The organism is Actinomycetaceae bacterium MB13-C1-2, assembly GCA_035621235.1.
Lineage (GTDB): Bacteria > Actinomycetota > Actinomycetes > Actinomycetales > Actinomycetaceae > Scrofimicrobium.
The window spans coordinates 1,504,280-1,520,493 of the sequence record CP141731.1 but is presented as its reverse complement, the minus strand read 5'-3'; the positions used below and the strand labels follow the sequence as shown (position 1 = coordinate 1,520,493).

Below are 16,214 nucleotides of genomic sequence, written 5' to 3'. Positions count from 1 at the left end.
ATGACGCCATTTCGTAACCCCAACACAGGACTTCGGTCCCATAGAATGAAACGCCCTCTCAAGCCTGCGCAATCCGCCCGATCATTGCTACAACTCGTTTCGCTGTGACGGATTCAAAGGGGACCGCAAATGTCGAACCAGCAGACCTACCCGCCAAATCAAGAAACCATAAACAACGCATGGGTCAAGGACTGGCGCAAAACCATGGATTCTGCGGCCGCCGACCCGCTTGCCTACTGGGAAGGCCGGGCGAATGAACTCAATTGGTCGAAGCCATGGGAACAGGTGCTTGATGATTCCAGCGCCCCGTTCTATAGATGGTTCACTGGCGCCGAAACCAATATCGTCACCAACGCAGTTGATCGCCATATCGATGGCCCCAGAAAGAACAAGCTCGCCCTTATTTGGCACTCGGAGGACGGCAAGGAAACCCGAACCTTTAGCTATTTTTCCCTCGCCCGCGAGGTGACGACCATGGCAAATGTTCTCAAGGCTCTGGGCGTACGAAAGGGCGACCGAGTAACCATATACCTGCCCCGCGTTCCGGAGGTCGTGTTCGCAATGCTGGCGTGTGCCAAGCTCGGCGCGGTTCACTCAGTCATCTTCGCTGGATTCTCCTCCGATGCTCTTTCCTCCAGGATCGATGACTCCGAGTCCAAGGTAGTCATCACTGCGGACGGATCTTGGATCAACGGTTCAGTCTTTCCGCTGAAGGACATTGTTGACGAAGCCGTTCGTTTCTCCCCCACCGTCGAGAACGTGCTAGTAGTAAAACGAACCAACTCCGCGGTTCACATGGATCCCCTGCGCGACCACTGGTACCACGATCTCACCGCTCTGCCCGTAGCTCGTGGCAAATGCGAAACGGTCCAGGTTGACGCCGAGCACCCCTTGTTCATCCTCTACACTTCCGGTTCGACGGGGAAGCCCAAGGCCATCCTGCACACCCACGGCGGATACATGGTCGGCACCTACGCAACCCTGCACGATACCTTCGACATCCACGACCAGGACCGCTTCTGGTGCACCGCTGACGCGGGGTGGATCACCGGCCACTCCTACGTCGTTTACGGTCCCCTACTAAACGGGGCGACGTCGTTTATGTACGAGGGTGGACCCTCGTACCCCCACCCCGACCGTTGGTGGTCACTGATCGAGCAGTTCGGAATCACAACGTTCTATACCGCACCCACGGCGATTCGCTCACTTATGCGCTTCGGGGAAGCATGGGCGAGCAGGCACGATCTGTCCTCGCTGAGACTTCTAGGAACTGTCGGCGAACCGATTAACCCTGAAGCATGGAAATGGTTCTATGAAGTGGTCGGCGGCGGGAACGCCCCGATCATGGATACCTGGTGGCAGACGGAAACCGGCATGTTCCAGATCACCGGTGTCCCGACCATGCCGCAGAAGCCCGGCTCGGCGGGGATGCCTGTCTTCGGACAGCAGGCTCAGATTCTCGACGAAAAGGGGAACGAGGTTGCCGTTGGCACCGAAGGATTCCTCGTACTAACAAACCCGTGGCCAGCGATGATGCGAACCCTGTATAAGGATGATCAACGCTACCTGGACACCTACTGGAAACAGTATCCCGGGAAGTACGCCACCGGAGATTCCGCGAAGGTGGACGAGGACGGGTATTTCTGGGTTATCGGGCGCACCGATGACGTAATCAAGGTTTCCGGTCACCGACTGGGAACCGCGGAAGTCGAGTCAGCGATAGCTTCGCACCCCGTTGTCACTGAAGCGGCCGCAATCGGCCTGCCGCATGAGATCAAGGGCAATGCCATCCACGCCTACGTCGTTCTAAAGGAGGGGTACGAGGGAGGGCGCGACCTGGCGGAAGAACTCCGCGCTCATGTCAGCGCACATCTCTCCCCAATCGCGAAGCCGGACGAGATTGAGTTTGTCGAGACCCTGCCCAAAACTCGCTCGGGGAAGATCATGCGACGGGTTCTGCGAGCCCGCGCGCTGGGCCAGGATGAGGGCGACCTATCGACCATGGACGGCTAGCATTTCACTCATGCTCGATTTTCCGGCCTGGCCTGGCCTTACAGTGTCAATCATCTCTGTGATCGATGTGACCATCAGGGTAGTAGCACTGTTCGTAGTTCCTAGAAATCGGAACCCCTCTTCAGGAACCGCATGGCTCTTGTTCATATTCTTCTTCCCAATCGTGGGTCTGATTGCCTTCCTAGTTTTCGGCGCAAACAGGATGCCGAAGACTCGAAGGGTGAAGCACGACTACGTTGTCAGTCGGATGCAGCAGGTGGCACAAGGAGATAAAAAGCAGTTCGGCAGCGATCTCAACTCGCTTCCGCCCGGGCTCGAAAACGCTGAACGGCTTGCCCTATCTCTTGGCGCGCAGCCGATGCTCACAGGCAACACGGCCTCCATCACATACAACTACGAGCAATCCATTGCCAACATGGCTAGAGCGATCCGCGGCGCTAAGAGTCAAGTCAGTATTGAGTTCTATATCTTCTCCTACGACCAAACCACCGAGGACGTGTTCGAGGCAATGCGAGAAGCGTCTGACCGAGGCGTAATAGTCCGCGTCATGCTCGACCATATTGCCATGGCACGCCAGCCAAAACTTTCCGAAACCACTAGCAAGTTCGACGAAGTAGGGGCTCAGTGGGCCTTCATGCTTCCGATACGCCCATGGAAGGGCGAGTGGCGTCGGCCAGACCTTCGCAACCACCGCAAGCTAATGGTGATTGACGGAACCATCGGGTTCGTTGGATCCCAGAACCTTGTTGATTCAAGCTACAACAAGAAGGCAAATCTGCGTCGTGGACTGAAGTGGCAGGACATCATGGTGGAAGTGACCGGGCCAGTCGTCTCAAGCCTAAACCGCGTCTTCATGGGTGACTGGTACATCGAGACCGGAGAGATGCTTGACGACATAAAACCACGCGCTCTCGGTCCCTCTAGGCACGGCGAATCATTCGATTGCCAGATCCTACCAAGCGGCCCAGGCTTCGGGGACGAAAACAACCTCCAGGTGTTCATCGCACTGATCGGTATTGCAAAGAAACGGATCAGCATCACCAGTCCCTACTTCGTTCCGGACCAAGCGATCATGTACGCGCTACGAGCTGCGACAGCCCGTGGGGTTAAGGTCGAGCTATTCGTGTCAGAAACCGGTGATCAGGCGATGGTTTACCACGCTCAACGCTCGTACTACGAGGCGTTGCTAAGGGCAGGAGTGCGGATCTTTATGTTCAAGTCGCCCTATATTCTGCACGCGAAACACTTTTCGATCGACGATCACACGGCTGTCGTGGGTTCCTCAAACATGGACCAGAGATCTTTCAACCTAAACATGGAAGTCTCAATGATCGTGACAGGCAAGGATTTCGCCGCGGAACTAGACCGGGTCAACGACTACTATCGGGCGAACTCCCGAGAACTCACAGCCCAGGAATGGAAGAAACAACCCCTCCGAAGTCAGTTGCTAGATGGACTGTGCCGACTAACCTCGGCGCTGCAGTAGCAAAACTCTAGGTACTCGGGCTGGAAGGAATTCGCTTCCAGAACACTATTGCAAGCGTCAGCGCACACGCGAGGAACAAAGCAATAACTCCCAGTCCTGCGCTTGCGCCAAGCAACCAGCCGTCGGTATTCTTCCCTCCCCCATAGACAGAGAACAATACCCCGGTAACCAGGGCATTTCCGATTGCTGTTGTGATGCGCTGGGTCATCTGTTGAAGGCCACCCGCCGTCCCTCCGTGTGCCGGCGGAACGTCCATCATGGCCTGGGTCTGGTTTGCAGCACCCATGCAGCCTGCGCCGAAACCCATAGGAATGATCGGCAGGATCAACCAGTAGATCGACCAACCAAGCCGGATCACACCCCAGAAACCGGCGATCAATAGGAGGAGGGAAACCAGCATCGCCGCCAACGCGAACACCTGAATTCCCTTGCCGTGTTCCAACGCGCGCTTGCCGGACCATACGGCCGCGTAACCTGACGCAATCGCGTTGGGCAGCCCGACGATTCCGACCATGAGCGCGGACACCCCGAGACCATCCTGAAGGAACAGTGCCAAGACCACGAAAATCGTTGCGCTCCCCAGGAACTGTAGGGCCGAGATCGCTGTGCAGTAGCTGAATGACCTGATCTCGAACATCTTCATATCGACCATTGGGAAGTGTCCGCGCTTTGCATACCAAAGCTCCCAGAGGACCCAAAGACCCAGAAGAATAAACGCGCCGATAAGCAAGAACCAGCGCCAACTAACGCCGTGCAACATGAAGGGCAACATGATGCCGAGGACCGCCAGCATCAGCATGACCATGCCGACAGGATCGAGGTCGATTCGCTCACCGCGGCGTTTACGAGGACGGTGTCCCGCAGCCACCTCTTGTTCCTCGTACTCCTCTTCCACCTCGTCAGCATGCGGACCGAGGGTGCGGCGCTCTTTCCCAAACGGAAGGAACTTCCACGCGGCGGCCAGCCCGATAAGGCCAAGAGGAACATTGATAAAGAACGAGTATCGCCATCCGGGATCCTCACCCAACAGAGCGACGAGAGACCCGGAGAGCAATGGCCCAACCGCGACCGACGCCGAGACAACCAGACCCATGTATCCAAATGCGCGGGCCCGGGACTTGCCCTGGAAATACTGCTGGATCAGACCCGTCACCTGCGGAGAGAAGAACCCGCCACCGATTCCTTGCAGAACGCGCATTAGGTTGAGTTGAGTTATCGTCCCCGCCAGGCCGCATCCGAGAGAGGCGATGGTGAAGATCGCCAAACCGATTACCCAAAGACTGGAGCGACCAAAGATGTCGCCGAGCCTCCCCGCCGGAACCAGGGTTATTCCGACCGCCAGTGCATAACCGGACAGAATCATCTGGATGCCTGACTCTGAGGCGGACATCGCGCTCTCGACAGAGGGCAAGAGGTTGTTGACCGAACTGACCTGTAGCAAGGTAAGTGCCAGGGAGATTAGGAGAACGACTAGCATCCAGTTGCGGTCGTATTTCCTGTCGCTTCCGGGCACGGTGAAATAGCGAGAGTTGTTCACGGAGACCTTTCTTCAGGGTCATCCTAGCCAACTCAGCAGCAAGCCTCTAATGACCCGTGTAGCTCACGCCATTCTTCCGAATTACAGTTATGGTAGCGGCCTCTTCGCTCATGGGTGGACCGGGGTTTCCCGTGTTGTGGGGGTCGCAACAGCTGAGAAAGACGGGTGAGAGAGGCCATGGGTTCGCTCACGCGGGCATCTAGATCGAGGGGATTAGCATCGTCCTGACGATAATCATCGCAACCGGTGCACCACCGGGAATGGCTCTACCATCGGTTGTGTACCTCCTCGGCCCAACCGACAAGACCACTAAAGGCAACTCGTCCGGCACCCTCGGGCTGCACCCACCCGCTGTACTCCCCAAAGCACTGGTCTGAGCGGCTCGACAAAACGAGCATAGAGGTGGAACCTTGCTTGTCGTAGAACGGCACCAAAGTTACGTCCATCTGCGTCCCGCGGATGCGCCAAGGAGTCGTGAAATCGCCGGGATCATAGTCCCACGTCAGGTCCCCCACCTTGGTGATCCGACCATCCCAGTAGATGGAATTCTCCGTGGTGCCTGTGCCGTCCGTCCACTTGTCTCCGATTTGCAGGCCCAGGATGTGCGCCTTTCCCTCGTGAATGACCGTTCCCGCTGCGGCACCCCAGTTCCACGTTATGTCGTAGGGCCAACGACCACGACCGTGATCCAGCGTGGCCCACGAATCTCCCTCGGGCACCGGCGCGCGCACTCCGTCCGTTTCCACCCATCCCGTAGCAGGGCGAGCGATGTCCTTGACCGTGTACTGGAATCGCTTGGCCGACCAGGGAACCACCACACCCAGACGCTCATGGCCTGCGGGCAAGGCCGCAAACACGTCGAAAGCAGCCCCAGGAATGCGGGCGCGGAGACGAGTTCCTTTGTCGCTGGGCTCAATCGCAATGTGTAGATCTCCGCTGGTCACAAAGATCGCCCCCTCATCCAGTGAACGAGGCATGTCTGGTGGACGAAGGATATCCGTGCGCGTCACCTGCCAACTCTGAAGGGTGGCGCGATCAAACACCCAGACCTCGTGGACTCCCGCGTAGTCAATAGACGAGGCTGTCAGGGCGAGGATATGCGTGGGAGTGATGACGTTCCAGTACTCCCAGCGCTTGTTACGGCACCAACTGTGGCGACCATCGATCCCCGAGGTGTCGATGATGGGCTGACGCATCCATCCAACCGCGTCTGGATTCAACCGCCCATCCACCGTCAGGGAGACCGGCTGCGTCAATTCTAAGGAAAGAGGAGGCGCATTCATCGCAACAGCTTACTCTTCGGCGTCCACCCGTGGTGTCTAGTTAAGCCCGGGCGCCTTCGTAGCTGCAGCCATGAGGGAGCTGCAAAACAGCAGCGAGCATTGGCCGCCACGACGGAAAGTGCTGTGACGTCAGGGAGATAACCAGACCAGTTATACTCGGCTCACACGCGCAGTGCTGCATGCAAAATCGCTGAGGAGCTTGAGTGAATCGTGAGCTAACACCTATCTCCGCGCGTTTCATGGCGAGTGCCGTCATCTTGGGACTGGTGGGCCAGCTGGCCTGGACCGTAGAGAACATGTATCTGAACGTGTTTGTTTACGACACCATCACGGACTCTCCACACGTGATTGCAGCAATGGTCGCATCCTCGGCACTCACAGCCACAATTGCCACCATGCTGGTGGGCGTATGGAGTGACAAGGCGGGTACCAGACGCCCATTCATAGCATTCGGGTATCTGGCGTGGGGAATCGTTACCGCCATGTTCGGCATGGTCCAAGGAGACCCAGAGGGAGCAAAAGTTTGGACGGGAGCAGTCCTGGCCATCATTATCCTGGACTGCGTAATGTCCTTGTTTGGCGCTGGCGCAAATGATGCGGCTTTCACGGCCTGGGTAACTGACTCAACGAATAAGGGAAACCGCGGCCGAGTCGACGCAGTTCTGCAAATTCTGCCCCTGCTGGCGATGCTTATTGTCTTCGGAGCCTTGGATGGGCTCACCCAGAGCGGGAACTGGTCGTTGTTTTTCCTAATCGTTGGAGGGGTGACAGTCCTTGTTGGCCTCTCGGCTTGGTGGCTGGCCCCAGATGCTCCCACGATCCAAAAGAGCGATGAGCCCTTCTTCAGTTCGCTGGTCTACGGACTGCGGCCCAGCACAGCCCGGAAGCACCCTGAACTTTACATCCTGCTGGCTACCTGGGCCATTATTGCTAGTAGCGTTCAAATATTCATGCCGTACATCATCATCTATATCCAAAAGCGACTACAGCTGGACTCGTACCCCATCATCCTTGCTGCGGTAATTCTTTTCTCGTCGATCATTTCGATTCTGGGCGGACGCGCAATTGATCGGTTCGGCAAGGTTCGGTCCATCGTTCCGGCCACTGCTGTGATGGTCGTCGGATACGTTGTCATGTTGTTTGCCCGAACAATGATTCCTGTAATCATTGGTGGAACACTGGTCTTCTCAGGAATGATGCTAGCCATCGCGGCGGCAGCTGCCGGAGTGCGCGACGCAACACCCAAGAGGCATGTAGGAATGGTTCAGGGCCTACGCATGATCGCTGTGGTCCTGATTCCCATGTGGATTGGACCGTTCATTGGAGCAACGGTGATCTCAGGAGCCGGGGAAACTTACGTGGACCTCGGAGTCACCAAACAGGTTCCCACGCCGTGGATCTTCTTGGCTGCCGCAATCACGGCAAGCATGGTCATCATCCCAGTTGCTCTGTTGCAACGCAGAACGGTGCGACCAGATGCTACTCACTAGGTGGGGCGAGGACCTCCTTAGCGCCTCTTGCGACAAGGACTTCGTGCCACTGCAGGAGTACCCGCGGCCACAAATGGAGCGCCAGTCCTGGCAGAACCTCAACGGCTGGTGGGAATACGCCGTCACGCCACTGCGAGGAGACATCCAAGACCCCGGGGCAGCCGACAACCCTAGCTTCGTCGATGATCCAACGGAGTTGCCCCCGCAGTTTCTTTCGCAGGACGCGTCGTCTCGAGCCGCACGGTGGGAAGAAGGTGCCGACGAAGGGCGGATTTTGGTGCCGTTCTCGCCCGAATTCCCCCTCTCTGGAGTCAGCAGAAAGCTCTCGCCAGACGAAACCCTGTGGTATCGGCGCCAGTTCACAGTCTTGGCGGGACCCACCGACCGCGTCCTACTTCATTTCGGCGCTGTCGATCAGTCGTGCTACGTCGCCGTGAACGGAACCTACGTCGGCGGAAACGTCGGCGGGTATCTTCCGTTCTCGCTGGATATAACGGACGAGGTCAACCTCGACGGCGCGCCCAACACTCTTGTTGTCTCGGTTCGGGATGTCACGGACACCTCATACTTCAGCCGCGGTAAACAGTCCAGTAATCCCGGCGGCATCTGGTACACGCCGCAGTCGGGAATCTGGCAAACGGTCTGGATCGAAGTGGTCCCTGTGCATCACATTGCCGACCTGCTGTGGGAGCCTACCCTCGACTCAGTGACCCTCACAATCAGTGCTCCCGGATCTGAAGATCAGACTGTCGGCCTCAAAGTTGGTAGCCCTGTTCTTGGCGCGGCTTTCATGGCGGGATCCCCAGTTCTTGATCCGCTACTGGAGGCCGAGGTGCCCATCGGTGTGCCGACTGAGCTCAGTGTTCCCTCGCCAGAGAACTGGACGCCAGAACACCCTTGGCTTTACCCAGTTGAACTTACCCTGACCTCCCTCGAAGGCACGGACACCGTCTATTCCTACTTTGCGCTCAGAACACTCGGCGTCGGGGAACGTGCCGACGGCAAGCCTGCGCTCCTGCTAAATGGGAAACCACAATTCGTGATTGGTCTACTGGACCAAGGGTACTGGCCAGACGGTGGATACACCGCGCCGTCCGACGCCGCCCTGAAGTGGGACATTCAGTTTGCCAAGGCGGCGGGATACAACATGCTGCGAAAACACATCAAAATCGAACCGCTGCGCTGGTACCACCACTGTGACCGCCTCGGAATCCTGGTATGGCAAGATGCCGTCAATGGTGGGCGGCCTCCGCGCGATTTCCTCCTAAAGTCTCGCGTCGTCTTGCCTTATCCCTTGCGGGACAAACCGGGCGCTCTCCTGGGCAGGCAGGATCCAGAAGGTTTAGCCCAATACCGCGAGGAATTGGCGCGGATGGTCGCGCATTTGCGTTCGGTGCCCTCTTTGGCCCTATGGGTTCCATTCAACGAGGGATGGGGGCAGTTCGACGCTGTCGCTAACACTGAGCGCCTGCGGGAGCTAGACCCCAGCCGACCAATCGATCACGCTTCGGGATGGTTTGACCAGGGTGCAGGCGACCTGCGCTCAGTGCATGTCTACATGCGCCCTCCAGTGTTTGTGGGACTTGGAGTGCGAGATTCACGAGTGCTGGCACTCACTGAGTATGGTGGCCTAGGACTACCCGTACCGGACCACCACCGGAGTGACGCTTTATTTGGCTACGTCAACTTCAAGAACCAGCGCGAGTTCGCGCGCGGTTTTGAGAAACTGCATCGGCAGCTGAGACCAGCACTCCGCCGTGGCCTGGGCGCGCTGGTCTATACACAACTGAGCGACGTGGAAGAGGAACTCAACGGACTGGTCACCTATGATCGGCGAGTCGTGAAGATGCCGCTGTCAGAGTTGCGACAGATCAACAACGCTGTGGCGGCTAATGCCGGCCAGGGCCGACCTTAGCCGCAAGCAGGTACTTGGGGGTTGGACTTGAATGCCCGCGTGAACACGCTGATTGCCGAAGGCGCGCACGCTGTCATGGGCCCTGACCAGTACGACGCCGACTACGCCACCCTCGAAAACAAATACCAGAAGGTAGACGCTGAACGCCAACAAGTAGCTGAAGCCATCCGGGGGCAGGAAACCCGCAGCCGCCAAGCCCGCCAATTGCGCGACTACCTACAGACCCAGCCGCCCGTGGCTTACACGCCCCAGGCGTGGAACACCCTCGTCGAGGAAGCCACAGTCAGCGTCAACGGCACGATAGAGATTCGGTTCAAAGACGAACCGGCAACCTAAGTTCGCCGCAAGGAACGAAGATGCCTTTCGCTAAAAACACGCCGCTAGATCGGCGGGCGTCCCGCCCATGATCACAGCAACGTTGCGGGTGATCTTGTCGATAGGCCAGTCCCACCACGCGATCTCTTGCAGGAGGGCAATCGCATCATCTGAGTAACGGGTCCGGATCCGTCTGGCGGGGTTGCCCGCGACAACCTCATACGGACCAACACCGCGGGTAACAACGCTACCGGCACCAATCACAGCGCCATCTCCAATGGATGCCCCGGGCAGGATCATTGCGTCACGCCCGATCCACACGTCATTGCCGATGACCGTGTCCCCGGGTTGTTCTATCGCCAAGAAGGTTTCCAACGTGGCCTCACCCCAGTCTCCGCCAAACATAGTGAACGGGTAGGTAGACGGCCCAATCATCGGATGGTTGCCACCAGGCATGAGGATCTGAACACCAGGTGCGATAGCCGTGAACTTACCGATCCGCAACCGCTGGGGCCCATACAAGTACCTCACGCAGCGCCGCTCAAACGGTGTCGGATCACCCCCAGAATCGGCATACGTATAGTCACCAACCTCAATGAACCCTGAAATGACCTCATTCTTCAAGAAAACAACATTCATGAGATCCACCCGAGTCGTCGGGTTGGACCGATCTGGATCAGGTACATCCACCAGAATCTCCTCACAAGCTCGCGTCAGTCATTGGATCGATTTCAGGTTCTCGATGTCGAAATAGTCCTTATCTGTCAGCTCATAGCCCGAATGGAACAGCATCTGCGCTTCCCTAGAGATGCAAGGAATCTGCTGGCCCTTGTACTCCGCTGATGAGAACCATTCCTTCTGGAACGTGTATTCTCCACCGTTTGGATCAGCCTGGGTAATCGAGCCATCTGCGTTGAAGTTAATGGGGTGAATGTCCAAGTATCCGTACCGGTCGTGCCTCAGTTCCATTCGAGACGGCATCCAATCCACCACGATGACGTAACCCGCGGCTTCGAGTTCTGAGACCACCCGTTCCGTATGCGCCGCGTCAAAATCGATGTCGATATCCCTGTGTTCTCGGTTGGGCCTGCCCGTGAGCACATCGACACCCCAGCCGCCATCCAACCAGCAGGGCACGCCGAGGCGTTCGAAGAACTCCAAAGTGGCAAGCAGCGCACCCTCTGTCGCAATATCGTTCACAGTGGCCTGCTCCCACCTCTGACGTTACCTTGCCGCCCCCGCCGAGGCGACCGACCTTCCATGTCGGCGCTTCGGTTGAGAACACAGGGCGAGTTGAGGCCCCCGGGCCGTTCAGTCAAGAATCTGAACTCGCCTGATGAGCGTCCGCGCCCTTTCAACGTTTCGCCGCAGCGTCAACGTATCCAAAAGGGTCTGCTAGTTGTGGACCTAAGTAGAAGCTTCTCAAACCCTTCCAAGGCGCTGAAAACCTTGGTTTCCCAGGTATTACGCGGAAAACGACACCGAGTAACACGGCCTTCAAGAGTCTCACGCAGCGACGTTCGAAGTCGCGTCCGAGACAAAACGTTAAATCCTCAAACTCGTTTGAACTACCCGTTACGTCAAAAGGTCATCGAAGCCTACGTCGCAGGGACGCCTGTAAAGGAGATCGCGAAGGAGTTCGGTATCCACCGAACAACCATCACCCAAATCGCCCTCGCGGCCGGTTTAGCTATGCGAAACCAGAAGCTCTCCCCCATAACCAAACAGGAAGCCAGACGACTCTACGAGAGCGGACTCAGCCTCGCCAAAGTCGCCAAACAACTCGACATCAGCCCCACCGGAGCACGAGACGCCATCGTCGAAATCGGAGGAACCATGCGATCTCCCGGACCCGACCGTCAGACGGCAAGTCAACAGGTACGACTAGAGCGCTGACTCCGTTTTCCTGGAGTTCCACGTAGCTTTGGCAAGGTACGCCCGAGTACCGGGGTGTCAATCTCAATCAGTCATCCAACGAGAACACAAATTGGAACAGACGAACCGATTGTCACTTCAGATGCGGCAAGAGCGAAACGACTTTTCGACTTGCTTCTTCCGTAAGCTCGGACGCGACAACTCCGGGAACCCGAGCAGTAGCAACGTCAAATAGCTCACCTGGCACGCATGATTCCTCAAGAAGGACCGGTAAATCGACGCCCTCGTCGTCAAGTAGAGCAACTGCTCGCGGCATAAGAGACGGCTGTTCCATTGTCCTAACTCTCCCAGGCTCATCCCGCCGCCATCCGCGTGAAGACAAGGACATCATGGCATTGCGATACGAGACATCAGAGAGATTACCCAGATGGCGTGCACGGTATAAGAGTGCTTGAATGCTGACCCCCCACTCCTCCTTCAACCGAGCCAGCTTTCTCCACGCATCCCTGCCCATCGACGTGGGCAAGAGAGAACGAATCTGGTCGCCTGGCATAAGGAGTTCTGCCGCAAACCTATTGGCTTCATCCTCAATAACACGCCCTCCAGGTTCGGAATCGGAGTGCATAACCAAGTGACCAAGTTCGTGGGCCACATCGAATCTCTGACGGTAATAGTCCCGCTTAAGTGGATTCAGAACGACAACTGGACGCACCTTTGACTCGAAAGAGTATGCATCAACTGTCGAAGTTTGAGGTGGACTGAAAACGACCAAGATTCCATGGTTTTCCAGAATCCTCACTAGATGTCCCACAGGTCCGTCACCGAGTTCCCACTTCTCCCGCAACGCTCGTGCCGCATCCTCGGGAGTGCCCTCGGCTCCTTGATCCAGATCTACCGGAATTGACGGGATGCTAATTTCCGGGAACTCGACATGTCTCTCCAGCGCGACTGAAATCTCCAGTGCGATTCTTCCGTATGCAGAAGCTTGGTCTCTGGCTAGTTGAGTTGTGGAACGAAGGGACCTGAAGTGTGGAGTCGACAGGAGTGCCGCATCGCTCCCACCGGAAGTAAAGAACTCTGGTGCTACCCCCAAGCCCAGAGACAATTGGCCAACCGTAGCAGGTGATGGGCGCTTCTTTCCGGATTCCCATGCTGTCACAGACGCTGGGCTTTTCCCGATAGCATTTGCCAACTCAGTCTTACGGAGACCGGCAAGTTGTCGCGCCGTTGTCAGTCGTGCACCGTCAAAGAATGTGGCAACCGCTGTGAGTCGGTCACCCGCACTCACCGCAACCCTCCGGCCTTCTTGTCGTCTTCCGACTCGGCTGGACGACGGAGCTTGACTGGAGCATCTGGAACCTCATCGGGCTGAACGAGTGAAGGCGCAAAGAACTCTCCATGGGCTTCACCTGGTGTCTGATCTTCAAGGAGGTCAACGGTCCAATACCACGCAGACGCGCCATCCGGATTCCACTGCGACTGTCCGACTACAAGCTCTTGTTTAAGAGTGATGAGATCAAGCGAATACCCGACAACAAGAGTGTCAAAGTCGATTGGTAGTCCATTCGCAACAAAGAGTCCTTCATGGACTGAATCATCACCAAACGAATCAAACAGTGACGGGTTGTCTTTGCTCTTGCCAAGTTGCCGAGCAACCAACTGCTTTGTCTCGCTTTTTCTCGCCCACTCAATGGTATTCACTTCACCCGGACGTGCCGAGGCAAGGAGCCAACGAACGTCTTCGACGCGCCAGCCTGCGCTTCCGTTCAAGTTAAACCTAGAGACAACTCCAGGCGAAATCTGAGGGAAAGTGGAAATCTCACCGGGAGTCAATTCCGCAAATAGAAAATCGAGCCCTGAATCACCAGACTGACCTAAATCCACTGCATATTTCCCGCACGAAAACACTCTGTCCAGGCGATCCTCAAAGAGTGCGCGAAGAAGAACCCCGGCGCAAGTCGCGTTGTACCCAGCCGGTTCTGAAAAGTCCTCTGCTAAGCGACTAGACGCAGAGCGGTAAGCCCAAGCGATCCCAGCGAGAACGCTGGTATCAACCCTGTCGCAGAAATGCTCTTGATCAATCATAGAGCCAAGCATACCCCATTGGTAGTAGATTGCGCATGAAACTGAACCATCACTATGTTTCTGTGTCGAATTCTCTACTACGGTTGAGCTTGGAGGACAAGTACGCGTGTTGTGACAAGAAGGTACCGGCGGGCGTTCACCTCTCAACGCTGCGAGAAAGGTTACCACGTTGTCCTAAACCGTTTTGCGATGAACGCGCCGCAGGGACGGCTCTGTCGATGGCGGCGTGGAAGGCTGTCATGCCCACGTTCAAAGATCTTGGTCCGGCTGAGCCGGTTCTCTAAGGTTCCATGATCGCGTCGATTAGCTTCTGGTATACGTAATCGAAGATGGGGTGTGGCGTGATCAGCTTCGTTCCTGCTTTGCTCAGTTGTTCCACAACCTGGTCGGCACGGGTCTGGTTGAAGTCGAGGCGGTCGATGCTGGTCACAACGATGGCGTCGATGCCGCTATCGATTGCAGTTTCGAGGAACTGGTTGAGGTTGGTGCGGTCGAGTGGTTCGTCGTGGATGTGGCCGATGATCTCGCATCCAGCTTCAAGTGCGATCCGTTCACACTCGGCGCGTTCAGCCTCAACGTCTTTCGGTGTCGAGATAGGCAGGTATGTGTATAGGACTGCTTTCATGCACTTACCTCGGATCATGCTGTGGAGCCATCATTGACTGCGCCACCTTGTTCAGCTTTCTTCTGGCGGCGGGCGATGGCTTCTTGGGCTCGGACTCGTAGGAGTAGAACGAGGCTGATTGGGCCGAGCCAGAGCATTTTAATTCCTGACCAGATGCAGACCAGGACGATCAGGTAAAGCCACTTTGGTGCTCCGGTATCGATAAGGGTGGTGAGCCAGTAAGCGACGCCCAGGTAGGGAACGGCGAGCAACATTGCCGGAATGCCCCATTTGAGCCCTTGGCGGTTGCGGACTTGGTCGCGGATGACGTTTGTAGGCATCCAACGACGCAGGAAATCATGGATATAGATGCTGGCGGCCATTATTAGACGGATCACGGGAGTCTCCTCGTCATAGCGCGGCGTCATACACCGCAGAGACAGCTATGAATTGAGTGCCCCGCTGTAGGGCGATCCCGTCGGGACCACTGAAATTGGTTGGCCTGTCTCAACAACCACTGTACGCCTGCCCTGTGATCTGGGGAACCTCTTGGTGGTGGTTTCTCGCGTACCTGATCGGTGACCTTCTACTGAGAGGAACTCGCCCATGTCCACTATCACTGATCATGTACGAGATGAACGTACTGCGAGGATCATGTTGTCGATCATCGCTGACCCAGCAGACCCCACCACTGGTGAAGTCTTGTGCACCCACGGCGGGATTGAGACCCTGCGTTTCTTGGAGTCCGAGGGGCGTGTCCCGACCGTGGATGACACGAAAGCCCGGATTTGGCGGGAACGCCTGGCCCCCAAACTTGACCTGGGCGTGTTAGCCACAGCCGATGGCTACCAGCAGCTCGGGTTCAACACTCTCATTCCCGGCGACCAGCACTGGCCGAAAGCACTGGCAAGTCTTGGCGTGCGTGAGCCGTACTTGTTGTGGGTGAAAGGTGCTACCTCGTTTCTGAGTATGCCGTTGTCGGATCGGGTGGCGATCACAGGGATGCGAGCCTCGACCAACTACGGCAATCATGTCGCCACCGACATGGCTCAAGAACTCGCTCAGCATGAGCGAATCCTGGTTGCGGGCGGCGCGTATGGGATTGAGAGCGCAGCGAACCACGGAGCCATGTCTGTTGGCGGGCAAGTCATCGTGGTTATGGGTAACGGACTGGATCACCGCTACCCATCATTTGAGAAACCCGTGTTGGATGCCATCGGCGATGTGGGACTCCTGGTCTCCGAAGTGCCACCATCCACCTCGCCAAGGCGCGGGCAACTACTCGCCAGACACCGGCTCATCGCCGCTCTTGCAGGTGCGACCGTTGTGGTTGAAGCAGCGATGCGGTCAGGGGCTATCAACATTGCTGCCGAAGCGATCTCGATGGGACGCAAGGTCGGGGCCGTTCCCGGACCGGTCACCAGCGTTTCCAGCTACACCCCGCATGAGTTGATCCGTCAAGGTGTTGGCTCACTGGTCACGAACGCCAGCGACGTGCTCTACCTCCTCGATCACAGAGAACGAGGCGCGGGGCGCTCCTTTCTCAACGTGGATCGTCCAATGAACCGCAGCGTCGAACCGACCGCTCTAAGCCTCTGAACGTGCCGCGCA

Annotated in this window: 15 protein-coding genes; 7 read left to right on the top strand and 8 right to left on the bottom strand. The window is 57.0% G+C overall.

Annotation, left to right across the window (positions count from 1 at the left end):
- Positions 1-129: 129 nt before the first annotated feature.
- Positions 130-2,013: an acetate--CoA ligase gene (acs, locus tag U6G28_06695; protein WRS29223.1), complete on the top strand. Its 1,884-nt coding sequence runs from the start codon at positions 130-132 to the stop codon at positions 2,011-2,013.
- A 10-nt stretch (positions 2,014-2,023) separates the two neighbouring features.
- Complete coding sequence (gene cls, locus U6G28_06690; protein WRS29222.1) at positions 2,024-3,499, top strand: cardiolipin synthase; 1,476 nt, start codon at positions 2,024-2,026, stop codon at positions 3,497-3,499.
- A 7-nt stretch (positions 3,500-3,506) separates the two neighbouring features.
- Here the strand turns inward: cls and U6G28_06685 are convergent, their stop codons facing one another.
- Together U6G28_06685 and U6G28_06680 are read right to left on the bottom strand one after the other, a co-directional pair.
- Positions 3,507-5,036, bottom strand: coding sequence for an MFS transporter (locus tag U6G28_06685; GenBank protein WRS29221.1), 1,530 nt, complete (start codon positions 5,034-5,036; stop codon positions 3,507-3,509).
- A gap of 266 nt (positions 5,037-5,302) precedes the next feature.
- A complete protein-coding gene (locus U6G28_06680; protein ID WRS29220.1) occupies positions 5,303-6,319 on the bottom strand; it encodes a DUF2804 domain-containing protein in 1,017 nt (338 codons plus the stop codon).
- Positions 6,320-6,522: 203 nt separating this feature from the next.
- On the opposite strand from U6G28_06680, the gene U6G28_06675 reads away from it, so the two are divergent.
- The 3 genes from U6G28_06675 to U6G28_06665 are packed head-to-tail and all read left to right on the top strand — an operon-like array spanning position 6,523 to position 10,060.
- Positions 6,523-7,809 carry an MFS transporter gene (locus U6G28_06675; GenBank protein WRS29219.1) on the top strand — a complete coding sequence of 429 codons (1,287 nt, stop codon included), beginning with the start codon at positions 6,523-6,525 and terminating at the stop codon, positions 7,807-7,809.
- On the top strand, positions 7,796-9,724 hold the full coding sequence (locus U6G28_06670) for a glycoside hydrolase family 2 TIM barrel-domain containing protein (protein WRS29218.1): 1,929 nt from the start codon (positions 7,796-7,798) through the stop codon (positions 9,722-9,724). Before U6G28_06675 ends, U6G28_06670 begins: the two co-directional genes overlap by 14 nt.
- 39 nt (positions 9,725-9,763) lie before the next feature.
- Positions 9,764-10,060 carry a hypothetical protein gene (locus tag U6G28_06665; protein WRS29217.1) on the top strand — a complete coding sequence of 99 codons (297 nt, stop codon included), beginning with the start codon at positions 9,764-9,766 and terminating at the stop codon, positions 10,058-10,060.
- Positions 10,061-10,090: 30 nt separating this feature from the next.
- On the opposite strand, the gene U6G28_06660 is transcribed toward U6G28_06665, so the two are convergent.
- Entirely contained in the window at positions 10,091-10,729 is a 639-nt protein-coding gene (locus U6G28_06660) for a CatB-related O-acetyltransferase (GenBank protein WRS29216.1), read from the bottom strand.
- A gap of 27 nt (positions 10,730-10,756) precedes the next feature.
- The gene (locus tag U6G28_06655; GenBank protein WRS29215.1) at positions 10,757-11,239 is read right to left on the bottom strand and encodes a lincosamide nucleotidyltransferase Lnu(A); all 483 of its coding nucleotides are present in this window, start codon (positions 11,237-11,239) and stop codon (positions 10,757-10,759) included.
- Between the two features lie 363 nt (positions 11,240-11,602).
- Here U6G28_06655 and U6G28_06650 point away from each other — a divergent pair, with 363 nt between their 5' ends.
- Positions 11,603-11,935, top strand: coding sequence for a helix-turn-helix domain-containing protein (locus U6G28_06650; protein ID WRS29214.1), 333 nt, complete (start codon positions 11,603-11,605; stop codon positions 11,933-11,935).
- A 112-nt stretch (positions 11,936-12,047) separates the two neighbouring features.
- On the opposite strand, the gene U6G28_06645 is transcribed toward U6G28_06650, so the two are convergent.
- The 4 genes from U6G28_06645 to U6G28_06630 all read right to left on the bottom strand — a co-directional run bounded on the left by U6G28_06645 (position 12,048) and on the right by U6G28_06630 (position 15,001).
- On the bottom strand, positions 12,048-13,202 hold the full coding sequence (locus tag U6G28_06645; GenBank protein WRS29213.1) for an XRE family transcriptional regulator: 1,155 nt from the start codon (positions 13,200-13,202) through the stop codon (positions 12,048-12,050).
- A complete protein-coding gene (locus tag U6G28_06640) occupies positions 13,199-13,999 on the bottom strand; it encodes a hypothetical protein (GenBank protein ID WRS29212.1) in 801 nt (266 codons plus the stop codon). Before U6G28_06640 ends, U6G28_06645 begins: the two co-directional genes overlap by 4 nt.
- Before the next feature lie 280 nt (positions 14,000-14,279).
- Positions 14,280-14,624 (bottom strand): recombinase family protein, encoded by a 345-nt coding sequence (locus U6G28_06635; GenBank protein WRS29211.1) that lies wholly within the window; start codon positions 14,622-14,624, stop codon positions 14,280-14,282.
- A 14-nt stretch (positions 14,625-14,638) separates the two neighbouring features.
- Entirely contained in the window at positions 14,639-15,001 is a 363-nt protein-coding gene (locus U6G28_06630) for a sulfate permease (protein ID WRS29210.1), read from the bottom strand.
- A 208-nt stretch (positions 15,002-15,209) separates the two neighbouring features.
- On the opposite strand from U6G28_06630, the gene U6G28_06625 reads away from it, so the two are divergent.
- A complete protein-coding gene (locus U6G28_06625; protein WRS29209.1) occupies positions 15,210-16,202 on the top strand; it encodes a DNA-processing protein DprA in 993 nt (330 codons plus the stop codon).
- The last annotated feature ends 12 nt before the right edge of the window (positions 16,203-16,214 follow it).

Bases quoted from the DNA above. Each gene is read 5' to 3' on its own strand.
- cls (WRS29222.1), top strand. From the start codon at position 2,024: ATGCTCGATTTTCCGGCCTGGCCTGGCCTTACAGTGTCAATCATCTCT.
- U6G28_06670 (WRS29218.1), top strand. From the start codon at position 7,796: ATGCTACTCACTAGGTGGGGCGAGGACCTCCTTAGCGCCTCTTGCGAC.
- U6G28_06680 (WRS29220.1), bottom strand. From the start codon at position 6,319: ATGAATGCGCCTCCTCTTTCCTTAGAATTGACGCAGCCGGTCTCCCTG.
- U6G28_06625 (WRS29209.1), top strand. From the start codon at position 15,210: ATGTCCACTATCACTGATCATGTACGAGATGAACGTACTGCGAGGATC.
- acs (WRS29223.1), top strand. From the start codon at position 130: ATGTCGAACCAGCAGACCTACCCGCCAAATCAAGAAACCATAAACAAC.
- U6G28_06640 (WRS29212.1), bottom strand. From the start codon at position 13,999: ATGATTGATCAAGAGCATTTCTGCGACAGGGTTGATACCAGCGTTCTC.
- U6G28_06635 (WRS29211.1), bottom strand. From the start codon at position 14,624: ATGAAAGCAGTCCTATACACATACCTGCCTATCTCGACACCGAAAGAC.